Origin of the sequence: Spirillospora sp. CA-128828 (assembly GCF_050945415.1) — a bacterium.
Classification (GTDB): domain Bacteria; phylum Actinomycetota; class Actinomycetes; order Streptosporangiales; family Streptosporangiaceae; genus Spirillospora.
In genome coordinates this window covers 7,453,994-7,474,014 of the sequence record NZ_CP191986.1, presented here as the reverse complement: position 1 = coordinate 7,474,014, position 20,021 = coordinate 7,453,994, and the positions used below count along the sequence as shown (strand labels likewise).

At 70.8% G+C, this 20,021-nt stretch carries 17 protein-coding genes; 13 read left to right on the top strand and 4 right to left on the bottom strand.

Translation table 11 applies throughout. The annotated features are described in order from the left end of the window. Window positions 1-144: 144 nt before the first annotated feature. Complete coding sequence (locus ACQPXG_RS35910) at window positions 145-1,185, bottom strand: NAD(P)-dependent alcohol dehydrogenase (RefSeq protein WP_433463583.1); 1,041 nt, start codon at window positions 1,183-1,185, stop codon at window positions 145-147. A 164-nt stretch (window positions 1,186-1,349) separates the two neighbouring features. Here ACQPXG_RS35910 and ACQPXG_RS35905 point away from each other — a divergent pair, with 164 nt between their 5' ends. Then, complete coding sequence (locus ACQPXG_RS35905; RefSeq protein WP_433463582.1) at window positions 1,350-2,261, top strand: helix-turn-helix transcriptional regulator; 912 nt, start codon at window positions 1,350-1,352, stop codon at window positions 2,259-2,261. 66 nt (window positions 2,262-2,327) lie between these two features. Here the strand turns inward: ACQPXG_RS35905 and ACQPXG_RS35900 are convergent, their stop codons facing one another. Both ACQPXG_RS35900 and ACQPXG_RS35895 read right to left on the bottom strand, forming a co-directional pair. Further along, window positions 2,328-3,398 (bottom strand): hypothetical protein, encoded by a 1,071-nt coding sequence (locus tag ACQPXG_RS35900; RefSeq protein WP_433463581.1) that lies wholly within the window; start codon window positions 3,396-3,398, stop codon window positions 2,328-2,330. Between the two features lie 346 nt (window positions 3,399-3,744). Further along, window positions 3,745-4,704, bottom strand: a complete 960-nt coding sequence (locus tag ACQPXG_RS35895; protein ID WP_433463580.1) for a helix-turn-helix transcriptional regulator — start codon at window positions 4,702-4,704, stop codon at window positions 3,745-3,747. Window positions 4,705-4,935: 231 nt separating this feature from the next. Between ACQPXG_RS35895 and ACQPXG_RS35890 the strand changes: the two genes are divergently transcribed. The 9 genes from ACQPXG_RS35890 (at window position 4,936) to ACQPXG_RS35850 (ending at window position 13,898) form a co-directional block, all read left to right on the top strand. Continuing rightward, window positions 4,936-6,156: a cytochrome P450 family protein gene (locus ACQPXG_RS35890; protein ID WP_433463579.1), complete on the top strand. Its 1,221-nt coding sequence runs from the start codon at window positions 4,936-4,938 to the stop codon at window positions 6,154-6,156. Between the two features lie 218 nt (window positions 6,157-6,374). Further along, window positions 6,375-7,676: an amidohydrolase gene (locus tag ACQPXG_RS35885; protein WP_433463578.1), complete on the top strand. Its 1,302-nt coding sequence runs from the start codon at window positions 6,375-6,377 to the stop codon at window positions 7,674-7,676. Further along, on the top strand, window positions 7,673-8,890 hold the full coding sequence (locus ACQPXG_RS35880) for a threonine synthase (protein ID WP_433463577.1): 1,218 nt from the start codon (window positions 7,673-7,675) through the stop codon (window positions 8,888-8,890). Before ACQPXG_RS35885 ends, ACQPXG_RS35880 begins: the two co-directional genes overlap by 4 nt. A 114-nt stretch (window positions 8,891-9,004) precedes the next feature. Further along, entirely contained in the window at window positions 9,005-9,787 is a 783-nt protein-coding gene (locus tag ACQPXG_RS35875; protein WP_433463576.1) for an ABC transporter ATP-binding protein, read from the top strand. Continuing rightward, entirely contained in the window at window positions 9,768-10,640 is an 873-nt protein-coding gene (locus tag ACQPXG_RS35870) for an ABC transporter permease (protein WP_433463575.1), read from the top strand. Before ACQPXG_RS35875 ends, ACQPXG_RS35870 begins: the two co-directional genes overlap by 20 nt. Continuing rightward, entirely contained in the window at window positions 10,637-11,680 is a 1,044-nt protein-coding gene (locus tag ACQPXG_RS35865; RefSeq protein ID WP_433463574.1) for an ABC transporter substrate-binding protein, read from the top strand. The genes ACQPXG_RS35870 and ACQPXG_RS35865 overlap by 4 nt, the downstream gene beginning before the upstream one ends. A 119-nt stretch (window positions 11,681-11,799) precedes the next feature. After that, window positions 11,800-12,240, top strand: coding sequence for an SRPBCC family protein (locus ACQPXG_RS35860; RefSeq protein WP_433463573.1), 441 nt, complete (start codon window positions 11,800-11,802; stop codon window positions 12,238-12,240). Between the two features lie 127 nt (window positions 12,241-12,367). After that, window positions 12,368-13,402, top strand: coding sequence for a hypothetical protein (locus ACQPXG_RS35855; RefSeq protein WP_433463572.1), 1,035 nt, complete (start codon window positions 12,368-12,370; stop codon window positions 13,400-13,402). A 235-nt stretch (window positions 13,403-13,637) separates the two neighbouring features. After that, a complete protein-coding gene (locus ACQPXG_RS35850) occupies window positions 13,638-13,898 on the top strand; it encodes a hypothetical protein (protein WP_433463571.1) in 261 nt (86 codons plus the stop codon). Between the two features lie 19 nt (window positions 13,899-13,917). On the opposite strand, the gene ACQPXG_RS35845 is transcribed toward ACQPXG_RS35850, so the two are convergent. Next, window positions 13,918-14,553, bottom strand: a complete 636-nt coding sequence (locus ACQPXG_RS35845; RefSeq protein WP_433463570.1) for a PepSY domain-containing protein — start codon at window positions 14,551-14,553, stop codon at window positions 13,918-13,920. Between the two features lie 105 nt (window positions 14,554-14,658). Here ACQPXG_RS35845 and ACQPXG_RS35840 point away from each other — a divergent pair, with 105 nt between their 5' ends. The 3 genes from ACQPXG_RS35840 (at window position 14,659) to ACQPXG_RS35830 (ending at window position 20,019) form a co-directional block, all read left to right on the top strand. Then, window positions 14,659-15,360, top strand: coding sequence for a response regulator transcription factor (locus tag ACQPXG_RS35840; protein ID WP_433463569.1), 702 nt, complete (start codon window positions 14,659-14,661; stop codon window positions 15,358-15,360). Further along, a complete protein-coding gene (locus ACQPXG_RS35835; protein WP_433463568.1) occupies window positions 15,361-16,815 on the top strand; it encodes a sensor histidine kinase in 1,455 nt (484 codons plus the stop codon). It abuts the gene before it with no gap. A gap of 63 nt (window positions 16,816-16,878) precedes the next feature. After that, window positions 16,879-20,019 carry an NACHT domain-containing protein gene (locus ACQPXG_RS35830; protein WP_433463567.1) on the top strand — a complete coding sequence of 1,047 codons (3,141 nt, stop codon included), beginning with the start codon at window positions 16,879-16,881 and terminating at the stop codon, window positions 20,017-20,019. Window positions 20,020-20,021 lie beyond the last annotated feature (2 nt).

Here is a 20,021-nt window from a genome sequence, read left to right as displayed (position 1 = left end):
CCGGGCTGGGCGGTCGCGCTGACGGATCTGCCGAACCCCTACCCGCGGTGCACGCCCCTCTGCTCCTTACCGGTGATGACCTGCGACGTCCTTGTCCAGGTCTTGGCCGGGGCGTGCACCACGCGCCGGGGAGCGCCCCGCACGTCAGCCGAGGCCGGCGGTGTCGATGACGAACCGGTAGCGGACGTCGGAGGCCAGGACACGCTCGTAGGCCTCGTTGATCTGGTCCGCCGAGATCAGCTCGATGTCGGCGCCGATGCGGTGCTCGGCGCAGAAGTCCAGCATCTGCTGCGTCTCGGCGATGCCGCCGATCATCGACCCGGCGTAGGAGCGCCGGGCAGTGATGAGGGAGAACACGTCGAGGCTCAGCGGCTCGCCCGGGGCGCCGACGTTGACCAGGGTGCCGTCGACCGCGAGCAGGCCCAGGTAGGCGTCGACGTCGACGGTGGCGCTGACCGTGTTGACGATCAGGTCGAACCGGCCGGCGAGCTGCTCGAAGGTGTCGGGGTCGCTGGTGGCGTGGTAGTGGTCGGCCCCCAGCCGCAGGCCGTCCTCCTGCTTCTTCAGTGACTGCGAGAGCACGGTGACCTCGGCGCCGAGCGCGTGGGCGATCTTGACCGCCATGTGCCCGAGTCCGCCGAGGCCGACGACGGCGACCTTCTTGCCTGGGCCGGCCCCCCAGCGGCGCAGCGGCGAGTAGGTGGTGATGCCGGCGCACAGCAGCGGCGCAGCGGCCGCCAGGTCGATGCCTTCGGGCACCGACAGGACGAAGTCGGCGTCGACGACGACGTGGGTCGAGTAACCGCCTTGGGTGGTCGTGCCGTCCCGGTCCACGCCCGCGTAGGTGGGCACCATCCCGTTGAGGCAGTACTGTTCGTCGCCGTTGCGGCAGTTGGTGCACTGACCGCAGGAGCCGACCATGCAGCCGACCCCGACGCGGTCGCCCACCTGGTGGCGCGTGACGTCGGCACCGGTCTCGGCGACGATGCCGACGATCTCGTGGCCGGGGACCACCGGATAGGGCTGGGGGCCCCAGTCGCCGTTGACGGTGTGGATGTCGGAGTGGCAGATGCCGGCGTACTTGATCTCGATGAGCACGTCGTCGGGACCGACGTCGCGCCGCTCGATGATCGTGGGCTCCAGCGGCGCTGCGGCGGCCGGTGCGGCGTAGGCGTGAACGCGCATGAAGAACTGCTCCTCTCGTCATGGGCCTCGCCGTCCAAGGCCGGGGGCCGGGCGAGGTGGCCATCACCCATCGAAAGCGCTGATCAGGGGAGGAGGAAGGCACTGGTGAAAGGTGTACTGGCAGGGCACCCCTCGCGGGCGGGGGGCCGCCTAGCCTGGGGAGGGTGGATCACCGCAGCCAAGTCCGTGAGTTCCTGACCTCGCGCCGGGCCAAGATCAGCCCACAGCAGGCCGGGCTGCCCTCCTACGGCACCCGCCGGGTCCCCGGGCTGCGCCGCGCGGAGGTCGCCCAGCTCGCGGGCGTCAGCGTCGAGTACTACTCCCGTCTGGAACGCGGCGACCTGTCCGGAGTCTCCGACCACGTCCTGGACGCTCTGGCCCGCGCCCTCCGGCTCAACGACGAGGAACGGACCCACCTGGAGGACCTGGCCCGCACGGCCGGCCCCGGACCGCGCCGCCGGCGCCGCTCGGCCCCGCAGCAGGTGCGGCCGACCGTGCAGCGGATGCTGGAATCCATGACCGACGCACCCGCGTTCGTGATGAACGGCCGCGGCGACGTCCTGGCCACCAACCTCCTCGGCCGCGCGCTGTACGCCCCCATGATCGACGCCGCCCGCGGCGCCGCCCCCAACCATGCCCGTTTCATCTTCCTGGATCCCCGGTCCCAGCAGTTCTGGGGTGACTGGAACCGCGCCGCCGACGACACCGTCGCCCTCCTGCACGCCCAGGCCGGCCGCGATCCCTACGACAAGGCCCTCACCGACCTCGTCGGCGAGCTGTCCACCCGCAGTGACGACTTCCGCGCCCGCTGGTCCCGCCACGACGTCCGGCAGCACCACATCGGAAGCAAGCCCTTCCACCACCCCGTCGTCGGTGACCTGCACCTCAGCTACGAGTCACTGGACCTGGCCGCCGACAACCTGACCCTGGTCGTCTACGGCGCCGAACCCGGCAGCGACTCCGAAGACAAACTCCGCCTGCTGGCCAGCTGGGCCACCACGCTCGACACCCCGTCCGGCCAAGACGACCGCCGCGAGCCCCGGGACCGTGCCGCGGGTCCAGGCGGTGACCTGTAGCGCGACGCGTTCGACGGCAGGCCTCGCTCGCATGGAGCGTGGCCTGCCGTCGGCGCCCGGCGTGCTCTACTCGCAGTCGCCCCTCGTCCACGGCCAGTTGCGGACGGGGGTGTCATGTGTCATGGCGCAGATGATGGTGTTGCCCTTCGCCTCGCCGTATCGGGCCTTGATCTCGTCGCGCATCGCCGCCCACTGACGCCGGGTGTCAGTGATCGCCCACTGGACGGCGCGTTCCTCGTTGTCGAGGATGGACCCGCGAGCGCTGGTCCCGTCCCTGGTGACCTTGCCGGTGCGCGGGTCGATCTGCGCGACGTCCTTGTTCAGTTCCTCGTCGTGGCGGATCCGGCCATTGCATTCGTCCGACGGGTAGCAGCCGGTGGCCAGCTGCTCGGGAACGTCGGACGGCGGCGACAGCGGCAGCCGGAAGCTCATCAGCGGGAACACCTCGCTCCGGTGCATGCCGGGCGGGTTGCCGACGCTCGTCGGCTTGGAGGGGTCGGAGGAGTCGACCCAGTTGGAGTGGGAGTAGAAGTCCTGGACGCCGTGCAGGGTGCGGCCGAACAGGTCGACGAACCGGCACTTGGCGCGCGCCCGCTGTCCCGGCGGCCCGTAGTCGGCGCAGCTCGAAAGGGTCTCGTAGCGGGACAGGTCACCGTCGCCGTCGAAGACGGTCCCGGCCTGCTGGGCGGCGCCGTGGAACCGGCCGCGCAGGTGCCGCAGGCAGGCGACCAGCTGGTCGGAGGCCTGCGCCCGGGTGCGCACGTACGTCTGGCCGCCGTTGTCCTCCGGCCGGATGTAGTCGGCGTTGTCGCAGTGGGCCGACGGGTCGTCCAGCTCGCCGCCGCTCGCCCACGAGTCGGGGGCCCCGACCCCGCCCAGGTAGGTGCGGTATCCCGCGAGAATGTCCATTGAGTCCGGTTCGAAACAGGTGCCGTCGGACGGCTGGTCCTCCGGGCATTCCAGCGCGGCCCGCGTTATCTTCTCGTGCTCCCCGTGCCCCGAGGAGAACCAGTAATAGGTGGCGAACGCCTCCGCTTTCGGAGGACGAACGACCTGGACCGCCACGGCGACCCCCAGGACCGTCATGATCACCATGACGGCCGCCAGGCTGCCGCGCAGCGAGTACCCCCGTGTCACTTTGTGCCCCTTTCCCTCATTGAGGGTACACCGGCGGCGAACGCCGTCCCGCACACCCTCGTTCGGCGATCTCTCCCGGGGAACGATCCATGAGGCACAGAGGACGTACAAGAGCATTGACTGGCGTGACCGATTAAGGTCAAGTTCGCTGTGAGACGTTTCCCGTTGGAATGGGTCCGACTTAATGGGTTCCTGTGCGGATGTCACCGCAGGTCAACAGGGCACGGGACCTGATCTTGGCGCCACCGGCCGAGCGTGCCCCCTGATAGACGAGTCGCCAGTGGTTCCACAATGAGGCCCACGGGATTTCGCGCCGGTGATGAGGCTGCCTGTACCTGAGCGGGATCTACGGGGAGGCTGGTGGGGAACCCGGGTCGCAGGACGCTGTTTCGCTGAGTCTGCGGCGCCGGAATTCTCGGGGGCTTTCGCCGTAGCGTGCCTTGAACGCCGAGGAGAACCAGGTGGGGGTGAGGCCGGCGCGGGCGGCGATCTCACTCACGCTGAGGTGGGTGCCGGCCGGGTCCTGGAGCAGGTCCCGGGCGGCTCGCAGTGTCTCCTCATTGCGTAGGTCGCGGTAGGTGGTACCGGTTTCGTGGAGGGCTTTGCGCAGCTGGCGTGGTGACCAGCCGAGTGCCTGCGCGACGGTGGCGAGCGGCAGTTTGCCGGCGCCGAGCTGCTGCCGGACGTATCGCCGGACGACTTGGGCGACCTCGGTGAGATGAGTTTCCTGCGGACGCGTGTCGTTGAGTGCGAGCATGCAGAACAGTTCGGTTATCCGGTCGCACACCGCGTGGAACTCGTGGTCGGAAAGATTGTACTGTTCGACATGGGTGCTGCTTATGAGTGTGCTGAGGATACGGCCGAGCCCGGTGTTCAGGTCGAGGACGAGACGTAACGGCCTGGGTGAATTGATGTGGTTGTCTATTTCGGAGCGCGGCACCTGGAAAGCGTATGCCTGTGAAGCCGGAACGGAGAGCCGGCAGGATTCGTCCATGCTCATGGCGGAGGCGTACCCGGGCAAGGTTCGGGTTTCGTCCTGGTCATGCCTGACGGTGTACACACCGTGTTGCGGCACGACGATCCAGTAGTGCTCGTCGGGAACTTTGCGAATGTGCGACGGCGTGCGGAGGGCGATCCGGTCTCCGTGCTGATCCCAGTGGAGCAGCCGGTAGTTGCCGCTTTCCTGGGCGGTGAGGTCCGCACGCCAACTGCCGGGGGTCGGGAACCGGTGGTCCATCGGGAGGATGCTGTTGCTGAGATCGCGCCAGGCGTCGGTGTCGTCGGTGGTCCAGGACTGATACCTCATGGGCTTACCTCCGCCGCGAGCACACCCGTCGCTGGTGGCCACCGTGCCTGTCCACGACGCACGTCAAGTTTCGCACGCCGGCCCGGTCGAACCTTCGTTTTGTGACGTCCGACTTGTGGTTCGGGGCAGGATCGCCGGCCGGACCTACCCGGCGGGGCCGAGCCGGGCGAGACTCGGTGCCGGCCCACCCCAACGAGAGCCGCTGACAGGCGAGACACGAAGGGGCATCCGATGACGACAAGCCTTCCCGCGTTCCCTGCCGCAGGCGAGAGTCCACTCGACACCTGCATCCGGCTCCGGGAGATCGCCCCCGTGGTCGAGGTGGCGTTCCCCGGTGGCGTGCCGGCCTACCTGGCGCTGACCCACAACGCCGTGCGCGAGATCCTCGCCGGGGACAACAAGACCTTCGCGCGGGACCCGAGACACTGGCCCGCCTTGTACGACGGATCGATCCCGCAGGACTGGCCGCTGCGCACCATCGTCCAGGGCGACCATCTGTCCACCAAGGACGGTGACGACCACCGGCGGTTGCGCGGCCTGGTCGGCAAGGCGTTCACCCCCGGCCGGGTGCAGGCGATGCAGCCGCGCATCCAGGAGATCGTCGACCGGTTGCTGGACGGCGTCGTGGTCACCGGCGACGGCGTGGATCTGGTGCCCGCTTTCACCGAAGCGCTGCCGATGGCGGTGATCTGCGAGCTGTTCGGCGTGCCGGAGTCGGAACGGGCCCGGCTGCGGAAATGGACGGCCACCCTGCTGGCGCACACCACCCCGCCGGAGGAGGCGTTCGCGACCCAGAACGCGCTCATGGCGTACCTGCACGAACTGGCGGAGCGCAAGCGGCGGGAACCCGGCGACGACCTCACCTCCGGCCTGGTCCAGGCCCGCGACCGGGACGACAGGCTCACGTCGGACGAGCTGGTCGCCGTGCTGTGGCTGATGCTGGTCGCCGGTCATGAGACCACGGTCCACCTGCTGGGGCACGCCATCCTGGCGTTGTCGGCGCATCCCGACCAGCTGGCACTGGCCAAGGCCGAGGACCGCTGGGCCGATGTGGTCGAGGAAACCCTGCGGTATCGCCACTCGGTGATGATGACCAGCTTCCGCTTCACGCTCACCGACGTGGAGATCGCGGGCGTGACCATCCCCAAAGGCAACGCGGTCGGCGTGATGTACCAGGCGAGCGGGATCGATCCGGAAGAGTACGGCGAGACCGCGAGCCGGTTCGACATCACGCGCGAGCAGACCGGTGGCCTCGGTTTCGGCCACGGCCCGCGCTACTGCATCGGCGCCCCGCTGGCCCGCCTGGAGAGCAGGCTCGCGCTCGCCTCGCTGTACCGGCGACTGCCGGATCTCAGCCTCACGATCGACCGGGGGGACGTCCCCTACTCGCCGTCGTTCTTCACTGTCGGCCCGCTGTCGCTGCCCGTCCGCCTCGGCACCGGCCGGCCCTGAACGGCCGAACCAACGACGGAGCGATGGAGGCCCCGCCCCTGCTGTGTGACCGGCGAGGGGCGGGGCGGCCACCGGAACCCCGCTCCCACAGGGGGTGACCATCGGCGGCCGTGCAGCCAGCGGGGAGACCGCCGATATCCCCTCAGCGCCACCGATGCCGGACATGTCACATCGCCGCCAAAAACCTACTAATTTGATCGACAAGGTACGGTACGGGGATGGCGGATGTACCCGGCAGAGGCGGCCGCTACCTCGTCGACAAGCGCAGGCTGTTTCACGCGCACCCTGAGACGGCCTTCACGGAGTTCTGGACGGTGACCACGATCGCGGCGGAACTGCGTCGCCTCGGCCTGCGCACGCTGACCGGCCTTGACGCGATCGACCTGTCGCGAGCCCCGGCCCTGCCCGTCCAGGCGGAGCTGGACGCGGCGGCCGAGCGTGCCCGAGCCTGGGGAGCGACCGACGCCGACCTCGTCCCCGTCCGGGAGGGACACACGGCGGCGGTCGCGGACATCGAGGGCACCGGGAAGGGGACGGGCCCCACGGTCGCGGTGCGGGTCGACATCGACGCGCTGCCGCTGGCCGAGTCGGCCGACCCCCGGCACCGGCCCGCCCGTGAAGGGTTCGCCTCGGCCGACCCGGCGACCATGCACGCTTGCGGCCATGACGGGCACATCGCGGTCGGTCTCGAACTGGCGCGCCGACTGTCGTCCGGCGATTTCACCGGGCGGGTCCGGCTGCTCTTCCAGCCCGCCGAGGAGGGCGGACGGGGCGCGCGGGCGATGCTGGACGCGGGCGTCCTGGAGGGCGTCGACCGGCTGTACGCCCTGCATCTCGGGCTCGGCCTGCCGGTCGGCGAGGTCGCGGCCGGTACGCACGGCTTCTTCGCCAACGCCAAGCTGCGGGCGGTCTTCACCGGGCGCCAGTCCCATGCCGCCGCGGCGCCCGAAGAGGGACGCAACGCTCTGCTCGCCGCGGCACAGGCGACCGTCGGCCTGCACGCGCTGCCACGGTTCGCCACCGCCGACACGCGCGTGAACGTGGGGGTGCTGCGCGCGGGCACCGCGCCCAATATCGTCGCGGGCCGCGCCGAACTGGCGCTGGAGCTGCGCGCGTCCGAGGGCGACGTCTGCGATGAGCTGGAGCGCCGCGCCCGGACCGTGCTGGACGCGGCCGGCGCCGCCGGCGAGGTCGAGGTGCGCATCGACAGGATCGGCGCGGCCACGACCGCCGTCTGCGACCCCGCCGCCGTCCGGGCCGTCGCCGGCGCCGCCCGGTCGCTGCCCGCCGTCACCTCGGTCCACGACGACCACCGGTTCGGCGCCAGCGACGACGCGACCCTGATGATGCGCGAGGTCCAGGCCCACGGCGGGACGGCGACCTATGTCGTCGTCGGCGCGTCCAGTCCCGCACCGCACCACAGCCCCGGGTTCGACATCGACGAGTCGTGCCTCGGCATGGCCGCGGACGTCCTGGAAAGGGCCGTCCGCGACGCACTACGCGACAAGGAGGACGCATGACCTACAGCCGGTTGTCCCACCTGGAGTGCGGGCGGTGCGGCGCCCGGCATGACGCCGACGTCCCGCAGAACCTGTGCACCGAGTGCGGAAAGCCGCTGCTCGCGCGCTACGACCTGGACGCGGTGCGTTCCTCGGTGCGGCCGGAGGACTTCGCCGGACGCGCGCCCGACCTGTGGCGCTACCACGAGCTGCTGCCGGTCAGGAACCGGAAGTCGGTGGCGGGCCTCGGTGAGGGCATGACGCCGCTGCTGCCGCTCACCCGCTACGGCGCGCGCATCGGGCTGCCCCGGCTGCTGATGAAGGACGAGGGCCTCGTCCCGACCGGCTCGTTCAAGGCCCGCGGCGCCGCGGTCGGGGTGTCACGGGCGGCGGAGCTCGGGGTGCGGCGGCTGGCGATGCCCACCAACGGCAACGCGGGCGCCGCCTGGGCCCTCTACGGCGCCCGGGCCGGGCTGACCGCCACCATCGTCATGCCGGTGGACGCGCCGCGCATCACCCGCCACGAGTGCGCGGCGGCGGGCGCCGACCTGCACCTGGTGGACGGGCTGATCAGCGATGCGGGACGGATCGTCGGTGACCTGGTGGCGTCCTCGGGCGGCGCGGTCTTCGACGCCTCGACGCTCAAGGAGCCCTATCGGATCGAGGGCAAGAAGACCATGGGCATCGAGATCGCCGAGCAGCTCGGCTGGGAGTGGCCCGATGTGATCCTCTACCCGACCGGCGGCGGCGTGGGCCTGATCGGCATTCACAAGGCCATGCTCGAACTGCGGGAGCTGGGCTGGGTCTCCGGTCCGCCGCCCCGGCTGGTCGCCGTCCAGGCCGAGGGGTGCGCGCCGGTCGTCCGGGCGTTCGAGCGCGGCGACCGGGAAACGCGGTACTGGGAGGACGCGACGACGGCGGCGTTCGGGATCAATGTGCCCAAGCCGCTCGGCGACTTCCTCATCCTGGAGGCGCTGGCCGAGACCTCCGGGACGGCGATCGCGGTCTCCGACGCCGAGCTGCTGGCCGAGCTGCGGCAGGTCGCGGCCCTTGAAGGCGCATTCGTATGCCCAGAAGGCGCCGCCGCCTTCGCCGCCGCCCGAAGGCTCCGCGCGGACGGCTGGATCGGCGCGGACGAGCGGGTCGTGGTGCTGAACACCGGGGCCGGCCTGAAATACCCCGAGACCGTCGGGGCCGCCGCGGCCGTCCTGGCGGCCGGCGATCGCATCGGCTGAGGCGGCGGGCCTCCAAGGGCGATTGTGGTATTTCATGGTTTTTTGGTAGATATAGTCTGTTATTACATCCCCGCCAGAGGAGTTGCACGTGCGAGAACGGCGAAGGGCGCCGCGGTGACACCCCGCGAACGAGCGCTGCTGGTCGACCGGGTCGCGATCGGCTACCAGCGGCGCGGCCGGCCGGTGCCCGCCGTGGCGGAGGCGAGCTTCGAGGTGCGGCGCGGCGAGAAGATCATGCTGCTCGGCCCGTCCGGATCGGGGAAGTCGACCCTCCTCAAGGCCGTCGCGGGGTTCCTGCGCCCTTCGTCCGGGCGCATCGTCGTCGGCGACCGGGAGAACCCGGGGCCCGGTCCGGACCGCGCCTGCGTCTTCCAGGAGTTCGACCAGCTCTTCCCCTGGCGCACCGTGCTGGGCAACGTCGTCCACGCGCTGCGGGTCACCGGCGTGGACCGTTCCACCGCGCGGCGGCGGGCCGTCGAGCATCTGGAGCTCATGGGGCTCAAGGAAGCCCTCGACAGCCATCCCCACCAGCTGTCGGGCGGGATGAAGCAGCGGGTGGCGATCGCCCGGGCGCTGGCCGTGGACCCGCTCATGCTGCTGATGGACGAGCCGTTCGGCGCCCTGGACGCACAGACGCGAGGACGGCTCCAAGGCGAGCTCGCCGGGATCACCCGGCGCACCAACGCGACCCTGCTGTTCGTCACCCACAGCATCGACGAGGCCGTGCTGCTCGGCGACCGCGTCGTCGTCCTCGCCGGACGCCCCTCGCGCGTCGCGGAGATCGTCGACGTCTCCGGCCTGGACGGCCCGGACGCGTCCGGCTTCGCCGAGGCGCGGCACCGGCTCCGGTCCCTGCTCGCAGAGGACGGTGAGGTCCTTGACGGCGTCTACGAATAGCCCCGATGTCCTCGACTCGTCCGGTGAGACGCCGCCCTTGGCGGTGGCCGCGCGGACGGGCGGCCCTTGGTCGCGACTGCCGACCTGGCTGCGGCGCACGGTGGTGTTCGCCGCGCTGATCGGGCTCTGGCAGCTCTACGCGTCCGCGTCCGGGGTCAGCTCGTTCGTGTTCTCCGGGCCCTGGGAGGTGGCCAAGGCCCTCGCCGAGGGCGTCGCCAGTGGCGAGATCGTCACCTCCACGCTGACGACACTGCGGCTGCTGGGCGCCGGCATGGGCATCGGAATCCTGCTCACGCTCGTGCTGACCGTGCTGGCGACGACCACCACGCTCGGGGACGACGTCCTCACCCTGGTCTCGTCCATGGTCAACCCGCTGCCGTCGGTGGCGATCCTGCCGCTGGCCATGCTGTGGTTCGGCCTGACCGACACCGCGCTGATCTTCGTGACCGCCAACGCGGTGCTGTGGCCGATGACCGTCAGCGTCGGCATGGGCCTGCGCACCACCCCCGCCACGCTGGTCATGGTCGGCCGCAACCTCGGCCTGTCGGGCCGGCGGCTGACCCGCGAGGTCATGATGCCGGCCGCCCTCCCGCACGCCATCGCCGGGCTGAAGACCGGCTGGGCGTTCGGCTGGCGCACCATCATCGCCGCGGAACTGGTGTTCGGCGCCGCGGGCTCGGAGGGCGGGCTCGGTTTCTTCATCAACAACGCGCGCTACTACGCCCTGATCCCGGACGTGTTCGCCGGGCTCGTGGTGATCGCCCTGATCGGCGTAGCCCTCGACCTCGTCTTCAACCTGATCGAACGGCGGACCGTCGTCCGCTGGGGAATGAAAGAAGGAACGTCCGCATGAGCCGGCCCCCCGCCCTGTCTCCCTTCCGTGGAACCCCCGCCGCCGCCACGGAGCCGTCCTACCGCCGGCGTGACGTGTTGCGCCTCGGCGCGACCGGGGTGGGCGCGCTCGCGCTGACCGCCGCGTGCGGCGGCTCGGGCGGATCCGGCTCCGGAAAAGAGATCATCATCTCCCAGGGATCCGGGATCAGCTATACCGCCCTGATCATCATCCAGGCCAAGGGGTGGCTGGAGAAGGACCTGCCCGGCCGCACCATCACCTGGCGGACGGTCAGCGGCGGCAACGCCACTCGGGACGGGCTGGTGTCGGGCAGGCTCCATCTCGGCAGCAGCGGCCTCGGCCCCTTCCTGATCGGCTGGGGCGCGGGCATCCCGTGGAAGATCGTCAGTTCGCTGAACGACATGCCGCTCTGGCTGGTGGCCAAGGACAGGAGGTTCCAGAGCCTCAAGGACTTCAGGCCCGGCGACAAGATCGCCGCCATCGCCCCCGGTTCGATCCAGTCGGTCATGCTCCAGAAGGCGGCCCAGCAGCAGCTCGGCGACCCGCACGCGCTGGACAAGAACATCGCGTCCATGGCCCACCCCGACGCCCTGCAGGCCCTGATCGGCGGACAGATCGCCGCCGCCTACACCGCGCCCCCGTTCCAGTTCCAGGCCGTCGAGCAGGGCGCCCGCAAGCTCGTCGACAGCTACGACCTCTTCGGCAAGCACGGCTTCAACGTCATGGTGGCCACGCAGGAGTACGAGGAGAAGAACCCGGACGTGATCAACGCGGTGCACCGCAACATCGCCAAGGCCAACGACCTCATCATCAAGTCCCCGGCGGAGGCGGCGCAGATCCTCTCGCAGGCCGAGAAGGGCAAGATCCCCGCCGCCAAGTACCGGGAGTACCTGACCTACCAGGGCATCGAGTTCACCACCACGCCGCACTCGCTGCTGAAGATCGGCGCCTTCATGAAGGAGGTCGGCGTCGTCAAGAAGGTGCCCGGCGACTGGCGCGAGACCGTTTTCGACACCGTCAAGAACGAGAACGGCTCCTGACCGGGACGCCGAGCACAAAGGGATCCATGCGTTCGGAGATCCTGCCCCTCAAGCAGCGGGCGGTCGCGTGGCGTGGGGGTTGGGCGACGTCAGGCCGGTGCGGTGAAAGGATGATCGGCATGGGACAAGTCGTGGTGACCGCAGAGAGAACCCTCAAGGCAAGCCCGGACCAAGTGCTCGCAGCGCTCGGCGACTACACGGGGGTGCGATCCCGCATGCTGACGGAGCATTTCAGCGAGTACGAAGTGCGAGAAGGCGGCCAGGGCGAGGGCACGGTGGTGCACTGGAAGCTGGCGGCCACCAGCAAGCGGGTTCGCGACTGCCTCTTCACCGTGAGCACCCCCGCCAATGACCGCCTGGTGGAACAGGACGCCAACTCCTCGATGGTCACGACCTGGACGGTCACCCCGGCCACCGAAGGCGCGCGCGTCCACGTCACCACCACCTGGGACGGAGCGGGCGGCATCGGGGGCTTCTTCGAACGGACCTTCGCCCCCAAGGGCCTGCAGCGCATCTACGACGCCCAGCTGGCCAAGCTGGACTCCGAACTGGGCTCGTGACAGAAGAGCCGGTCTGTCCGCTCATGCTCACGGAACTTCTCACCGACCTCCTCGCGGGACACGCACCCTGCAAGCCGGTCCGCCTTCCCTGGCACCATTGAGCAACTCGCCCCAAGGAGGACCAGCCGTGACATCCGTGAAACCGAGTGTGCACCTGTGCGGCAGCGTGCCGCTCGCCGACTCCGAGACCGTGTTCCGCACCGTCGCGTCCGCCCTCGACGGCCGGGTACGGCGAATCCCGGACGGCGAGCCGGGCGAGCGGGACAACTGGGTCGTCTGGCAGTTGCCGAAGCTTTCGGCACACCCGGATCTGGAACTGGCGCCGCCCCCCAGCCCGGAGTACGGGCCGAGCCTCCGAGCCCGGCCCAAACCCGGCGTCGACCCGGCGTCGGTGACCTTCGGGCCATTGGGGTACTCGGCGGCCGCACTCGACTCGTGGGAGGTGTTCTCGCGCCTGCGCGCGGAGGGTGCCATCGCACCGGAGGTACGCTTCCAGGTCAGCCTGCCGACACCCATCGCCGTGGTCGCCGCGTTCATCGGCGCGCACCAGGCGGAACTGGAGGCCGCCTACGAGGCCCGCCTGCTGGCCGAACTGGACGAGATACTGGCCGTGATCCCGCCCGCCGACCTGGCCGTCCAGTGGGACACCGCGGTGGAGTTCGCCATCTTCGAAGGGGTTTTCCCGGCCTGGTTCGGCACCGACCACCCGTCCCGGCTCGCCGAGATCGTGACCCGGCTGGTCCGGCTCGGCGACGCAGTGCCGAGCGAGGTCGAGCTGGGTTACCACCTTTGCTACGGCGACTTCGGACACGAACACTTCGTCCAGCCGGTGGACACGTCCAAGCTCGCCGACGTCGCCGGCGGGCTCGCCGCCGGCCTCGGGCGGCGCCTGGACTGGGTGCACATGCCGGTGCCGCGCGACCGCGCCGACGACGCGTACTTCGCGCCGCTGACCGGCCTGTCGCTGCCGGCGGAGACGACCCTGTTCCTCGGCCTTGTACACGCCACCGACGGTCTCGACGGCGCCCGCGCGAGGATCGACGCCGCACGCCGCGCGGTGAAGACGTTCGGAATCGCCACCGAATGCGGCATGGGCCGACGGCCGTCCGAGCAGATCCCCGCCCTCCTCACCCTGCACGCGGCAGTGGCCGACCTGCTCTGAGGGCTCGGCGCAGGCGACCCCCGCCGCAGTCGGCCGCGATCCCGTGGCGGCTGCGGCGGGGGTTTGCTTATTCAACCCCCACTTGTCCTGTTTGTGACAGAGGTCAGGCCATTTCCCTGATTTACCGAATGAAGCCAATCTGAATGGGAATTCAGGGTGCTTCAGCCTGGACTCAGAAACATTCGTCAAGGTGATGTCAGTCGAGCCCTCGGCAGTCTGTCCGGAGGAGGAACCGATGACATCCCGCCTGGCGGTCCCTGTCCCTCGTACACAGAACCATGTCGTGGAAGGGAAATGGCGCTCCCACTGCCTGTGCTGCATGCGCGTGTGGGAGGACCTGTACGAGGCGCGGTACTGCGGCGACGCGGTCGCCTGGCAGTTGGGCGGGATGCCCGCCCAGCCGCCGTGGGTCGACCCGGCCTGCCCCGGGTGCGGCAGCCTGGGAGTGAAGGTGCTTTCGGTCGGCCTCGCCGTCCGCCACGGCGCGACGAGATGACGCGCCGGCGGGAAAGGGATCAGCCGTCGTCCCTGTCGGCGCGGAACTCGGCGTCGGTGATGACCTCGCCCGTGGCGGCGTCCACCCACAGTTTGTGCTCCCGGCCGTTCCCGGCGGTGATGTCGATCTCCCAGGCGGGCGCCGTCCGGCGGTAACCGAAGTCCACCGATGACATGGTGCCGGGCACCTCCTTGAGCGCGGCCTGCGCGGCCCGGGATGCGGTGATCCTGGCCGATCGCAGCGCCGTCGCGTGGTCCAGCGGCCCCGAGGCGCCGTCGTCGGGCTTGGCATCATCACAGTCGTCCCCGTCCTCGCCCTCCTCTGGAGGGTCGAGGCGGTCGGACAGTACACGGCCGTCGCGGGCGTCGATGTGCAACTCCCGCGAGGTGCCGTCGCCGGCCAGGACGTCGGCCTCCCACATCAGAACCCGGCCGTTGTAGTCCAGTTCCAGGCCCTCGATGCGGCCGCCGGGCACCGTCTTCAGCGCGGTGCGGGCGGCCCGTTCGATGTCCAGACGTGCGGTGACCGGCTGGACGCGGTCGCCGCCCCCGGCGGCGAGTACGGCGGCGGTGCTCCCGGCCAGCGCGCCCGCCGTGAGGGCGGCCACCAGCAGTGGCCCGCGTCCCGACAGCGCCTTCCTGGGAGTGAAGCCCACGCCCTTCTCCCTTCCGAACAGGCACCGCCGGCGGCACCCCACGTTGATTACACTATGCAATCAACAGGTTGCTGTATGCAATGATGAGGAAAAGGGCTGGGGCGTATGCGCCTGCTGATCGTCGAGGACGAGAAACGGCTGGCCAGGTCGCTGGCGCAAGGGCTGGCCGCCGAGGGGTTCGCGGTCGACACGGCGCATGACGGCGCCACCGGCCTGGACCGGGCGCTGGAGAACGACTACGACCTGATCCTGCTCGACATCATGCTGCCCGGCATGAACGGCTACCGGGTCTGCTCCGCCCTGCGCGCGGCGGGCGACGACACCCCCATCCTGATGCTCACCGCCAAGGACGGCGAGTACGACCAGGCCGAAGGGCTCGACACCGGCGCCGACGACTACCTCACCAAGCCGTTCTCCTACGTGGTGCTGCTCGCCCACATCCGGGCCCTGCTGCGGCGCCGCACCCGGTTCGCCGCACCTCTCTTCGAGCTCGGCGACCTCACCATCGACCCCGCCGCCAAGCGCGTCCTGCGCGCCGGTGTGCAGGTGGAGCTCACCGCCAAGGAGTTCGCCGTCCTGGAGCACCTGGCGGCCAACGCGGGCCTGGTGGTGTCGAAGACGCAGATCCTTGAGCACGTCTGGGACGGGGCCTTCGAGGGCGACCCCAACATCGTCGAGGTCTACGTGAGCGCGCTGCGCCGCAAGCTGGACGCCCCGTTCGGCCGCAGATCGATCACCACGGTGCGCGGCGCCGGCTACCGGCTGGCCACCAACGGTGGCGCCGCCCACCCCGGCGGGAGCGTCTAGATGCCGCGCCCGTTCGGCTCGGTGCGCGCCCGCGCCACGGTGGGAGCGACCGCCGTGGTCGCCGTGGCGCTGGCCGCCGCGGGACTGATCGTGGTGTCCCTGCTGCGGGCGAACCTCGCCGCACACGCCGATCTGCGTGCCGAGATGACCGCCCGGCAGATCGCCGTCAAGCTCGCCACCGGTACCCCCTACCGGCGGCTGGACCTGGACGACACCGAAGAGCGCCCGGTCCAGATCGTGGATTCCGCCGGCCGCGTCCGGGCGGTGAGCGAAGACCTGCAGGCCATCAGCGGCTCGGGCGATCCCGCGACGATGCCCGTGCCGAGGACCGCGGTCCTCCTGCCGGGGGAGGACGACGACCTGGAGGAGCAGCTTCCCCGTCCCGGCCGGGTCTCCGAGGGGGTCCGGCATGCCACGGGCCGTGCCACCGTGTACGGCCGCACCGCTCAGTACCGGTTCGCGGCGGTGGAGGCCACCACCCCCGCCGGCGAGGCCGTCACCGTGTACGCGGGCGCCGCCCTGTCCACCTCGCGCGACGCGGTCGCCGTGGTGGGCCGCGCGATGCTCGCCGGTCTGCCTCCACTGCTGGGCGTGGTGGCGGGCGTGACCTGGCTGGTCACCCGGCGCGCGCTGCGCCCGGTGGCGGCCATCCGCGGCGAGCTGGTGGAGATCACGGCCTCGGGCGACCTGGCCCGCCGTGTCCCGGTGCCCAGGTCGTGGGACGAGGTGGCCGAACTGGCGGGCACGACGAACCAGACCCTGGCCGCGCTGGAACGATCCGTGACGAGGCAGCGCGGGTTCGTCGCCGACGCGGCCCACGAGCTGCGCACCCCGATCGCGTCACTGCGCACACAGCTGGAGGTGGCCGCGGCGCATCCCCGGCTGCTCGACGTGGCCGAGCTGACCCACGACGTCGTCCGGCTCCAGCACCTGGCCGCCGACCTGCTGCTGCTCGCCCGTCTCGACGCCGGGGACGCGCCCGCCCCGCCGGAGCCGGTGGACATGGCCGAACTGGTGCGCGACGAACTGCGGCGCCGTCCCGCGGGCGCGCGCGATCTCGCGATCGAGGCCGACGTCGCGGACGCCCTCAGGGTCCGGGGCAGCCGCGTACGGCTGGCCCGCGTCCTGTCCAACCTCCTCGACAACGCCGAACGGCACGCGGCCGCCAGCATTCGCGTGCGGCTCGGCCCTCAGGGCGGCGCGGCGGTGCTGCGGGTCTCCGACGACGGCGCCGGGGTGCCGCCGGACGACCGCGAGCGGATCTTCGAGCGTTTCGTCCGGCTCGACGAGGCCCGCAGCCGCGACGACGGCGGCGCCGGCCTCGGGCTGGCCATCACCCACGATCTGGTCCGGGCACACGGCGGGAGGATCACCGTCGGTGACGCGCCCGAGGGCGGTGCGCTGTTCGAGGTGCGGCTCCCCGCCATGCACCGCCGCCCGGAAGCGAGGCCATAGCTGGCCACGCGGGCCGCCGACATGCGTTGTGGCGCGCTACCCGGGGTCGTGATGATGGTCATCATGAGGCGACGGCCGTGGGCGGCGCCCGCCTGGGCGGGGTTGATGGCGGTCCTGCTCGCGCTGCTGGGGAACATGGCGACCAACACCGTGGCGGTCCATGGCAAGGGCGTGCCGCTCGTGTGGGGCGCGCTGGCCCTGGCCGCGGTGGTCGTGGTGGTCGGCCAGGTCAGGCAGGACGGGGCGGCGGCCGGCGAGCCGCCGTCCACGCTGGAGGAGGCCGTCCGCCGTCTCCGGGAGACCGTGCGGGTGCAGTGGCGCGAGGAGGAGCGCATCCTGGGGCTGGCCAACCCGTCCCCGATGCCCGTGCGGTGGGCCCTCGCGACCGAGGTCGAGCGCCGGGACGCGGCCGGGCGCGTCACCCTGGCCCGGTCGCCCGTCTGGACGGGGACCGGCGACAACATCCCCGACCTGGCCGCGCGGTTCAAGGAGTTGCCCAGCCGGCGCCTGGTGATCCTCGGCGGTCCCGGGGCGGGTAAGACGACCCTCGCGATCCAGCTGCTCCTCCACCTCGCCGACTCCCGTGACGACGGGCCGATTCCGGTGCTGATGTCGATCTCGGGTTGGGACGCCGTCGCCACCCCCTCGTTCGAGGAGTGGCTGATCAACAGGCTTGAGGAGACCTACCCCTCGCTCCGCGAGCCCGCGCCCTACACGGCGCGCAGGCTGCTGCGCCTCGGATGCGTCCTCCCCGTCCTGGACGGGCTGGACGAGGCACCCGACGAGATGCGCCCGGTCATCCTCCAGGGGATCAACGAAGGGATGTCGGCCGGGAGCCAGCTCATCGTCACCAGCCGGACGGAGGAGTTCATCGACGCCGCGCTGTCGTCACGGAACATCACCGGCGCGGCCGTCGTCGAGTCCGAGCCGCTCGCCCCGGACGATGCCGCCCGCTATCTCGACGCCACGCTCTCCGCCGATCCGCACCCCGCCTGGCGGCGCCTGCTGGGCGAGCTGCGCGGAGACCCCACCCCGCTGGCCGAGGTCCTGGCGAACCCCCTTGGCCTGTGGCTGTTGCGGACCACCTACGCCGAGCCCGACACCGATCCGTCGCCCCTGCTCGACCGTGAACGCTTCCCGACCGCGGAGAAACTGCGATCTCACCTGTTCGACCGGCTCATCCCCGTACTGATCGACGCGCGGCCACCCGCCGGGAGGGACGACGCATCGCTCTTCCGTCCCCGGCGCGAACACGACCCCGCGCGGATGCGGCGCTGGCTCGGGAACCTCGCCGACCTCCTCGACCACAGCCCGGCAACGGTCAGGCAGGTCGGCGCCCGCGGCATCGGAACCCGCGACTACGCCTGGTGGAGACTGGCGCGGATCGTCCTGCAGGGCGGGACGCCGGGCCACCTCGTGAAGGCCCTGGGCGTGCTCGGGTGCGTGCTGTGCGTCACGGCGGTCGGCGTGATCGCACTTGACGTCCATTGGGTCGATGGGCTCGTCGGCGCCGCATTGATCGCGGCGCTGACGATCGATATGCGCAGCGACGCGGCACCCTCCCCCACGACGGCCCGGTCGATCCTGGTCTCGCTCGCATGGGGGCTCGCGATCACCGTCCTGTACGTCCTCGGCGTGATGATCATCCGCGTCGGCATCCACGTGGTGGCACACGGAAACCTGGGCGGGCTCGGCGGGCCGTTCCGCGAGGGCCTGCTGGAGGGAGCCCTCTTCGGGCCTGCGTTCCTGGTCCCCAGGCTCACCGAGGATCTGTCCCGCTGGACGCAGGCCACCGCGCGCATGGCGGCCAGCACACCGGTGACCAGCTGCCGCGCGGACAGCCGGATCACTTTCAACCGGTTTCTCATCGCCGTGTTCCTGGGAGGCGTGGCCTACGGTCCGACGGCCGCCCTCGCCGGAGACACCCTCGCCAGGACCGCCATGGCGACCGGGCTGGGGATCGTGGGCGGGGCGGTGTTCGCCTTCGTCACGGAGAAGGAGGGCACATGGCTGGGCTACGCACTGGTCACCGCCCGGCTGGCGCTCCGTCGCCGCCTGCCGCTGCGGCTGATGCCCTTCTTGGACGACGCCCACAGGCTCGGACTGCTGCGCGCGGTCGGCCCGATCTTCCAGTTCCGCCACGCGGAGTTCCATGACCACCTCTCCGACCGCCGGCCGCCCCCACCGGCTCCCGAGCCCATCAGGCCACCCGTCCGGGCACCCCGCCCGAACGGATCGTTCCAACCTGTGCACCTGCGCACATTCGAGACGCCCCGGTGGCTCAAGGACGTCGCCTTCAGCCCGGACGGGCGGTATCTGGCCCTGTTCCGCGACGGCGCCACCCACCTTCTCGACCCATCGGGTGCTCCCGTCCGCCGCGTCCGCCACGGGTCGCGGCTGTGGGGCATGACCCTGAAGGGGGGACAGATCGCCTTCAGCGCCGATGGCACCCGGTTCGCCGTCTCCGGCGGCGGTCTCGGAGGACGATCGCCGGAGTACACCCGGGGCCGCTGCCGGATCTTCGACACCGCAACCGGTACCGAGATCACCCGCATTGTCCATGACGACTGGGTCGAAGCGGTTGCCTTCAGCCCCGACGGCACCCGCCTTGCAACGGGCAGCAACCACGGCACCACCAAGGTCTGGGACGCGACCAGCGGCGACGAACTCCTCGTCATCAGCCACATCGGGCCGGCCCAGAGCGTGACGTTCAGTCCAGACGGCACCCGCCTGGCGACCGGCACATCCGGTGAGTGGCCCGCCGATCCCGACCATCGCCCGGCCGAGATCTGGGACGCCACCACCGGCGAAGTTCTCGCACGCCTGCACACGGCGCCAGGTCGCCACTCCATCATCAGCGTCAACAGCGTCTCCTTCAGCCCCGATGGCACGCTCCTCGCCGCCGGAACACACGGCGTCACCGTCTTGTGTGACCCCCTCACCGGCGCCGAGATCCTGCGCATCGAGGAGGGAGCCAAGCAACTGGAGTTCACCCCGGACGGTTCCATGCTCCTCACGGCGGGCTCCGACAGGCAGACCTGCCTCTGGGACACCTCCACCGGCAGCAAGGTCTTCGAGATCACGCAGAGCGGCTTCGTCTCGTGTGCGGCGCTGAGCCCCGACTCCACCCTGCTCATCACGGCCAGCGAGCTCTCCCGCGAGGCCCAGCTCTGGCGCCTCTACTCCGACTCCGACCGCCCCTGAAC

Coding starts and splice junctions, on each gene's coding strand:
- ACQPXG_RS35910 (WP_433463583.1), bottom strand. CDS start 1,185: ATGCGCGTTCACGCCTACGCCGCACCGGCCGCCGCAGCGCCGCTGGAG.
- ACQPXG_RS35895 (WP_433463580.1), bottom strand. CDS start 4,704: ATGAGGTATCAGTCCTGGACCACCGACGACACCGACGCCTGGCGCGAT.
- ACQPXG_RS35890 (WP_433463579.1), top strand. CDS start 4,936: ATGACGACAAGCCTTCCCGCGTTCCCTGCCGCAGGCGAGAGTCCACTC.
- ACQPXG_RS35885 (WP_433463578.1), top strand. CDS start 6,375: ATGGCGGATGTACCCGGCAGAGGCGGCCGCTACCTCGTCGACAAGCGC.
- ACQPXG_RS35880 (WP_433463577.1), top strand. CDS start 7,673: ATGACCTACAGCCGGTTGTCCCACCTGGAGTGCGGGCGGTGCGGCGCC.
- ACQPXG_RS35865 (WP_433463574.1), top strand. CDS start 10,637: ATGAGCCGGCCCCCCGCCCTGTCTCCCTTCCGTGGAACCCCCGCCGCC.
- ACQPXG_RS35860 (WP_433463573.1), top strand. CDS start 11,800: ATGGGACAAGTCGTGGTGACCGCAGAGAGAACCCTCAAGGCAAGCCCG.
- ACQPXG_RS35850 (WP_433463571.1), top strand. CDS start 13,638: ATGACATCCCGCCTGGCGGTCCCTGTCCCTCGTACACAGAACCATGTC.
- ACQPXG_RS35840 (WP_433463569.1), top strand. CDS start 14,659: ATGCGCCTGCTGATCGTCGAGGACGAGAAACGGCTGGCCAGGTCGCTG.
- ACQPXG_RS35835 (WP_433463568.1), top strand. CDS start 15,361: ATGCCGCGCCCGTTCGGCTCGGTGCGCGCCCGCGCCACGGTGGGAGCG.
- ACQPXG_RS35830 (WP_433463567.1), top strand. CDS start 16,879: ATGAGGCGACGGCCGTGGGCGGCGCCCGCCTGGGCGGGGTTGATGGCG.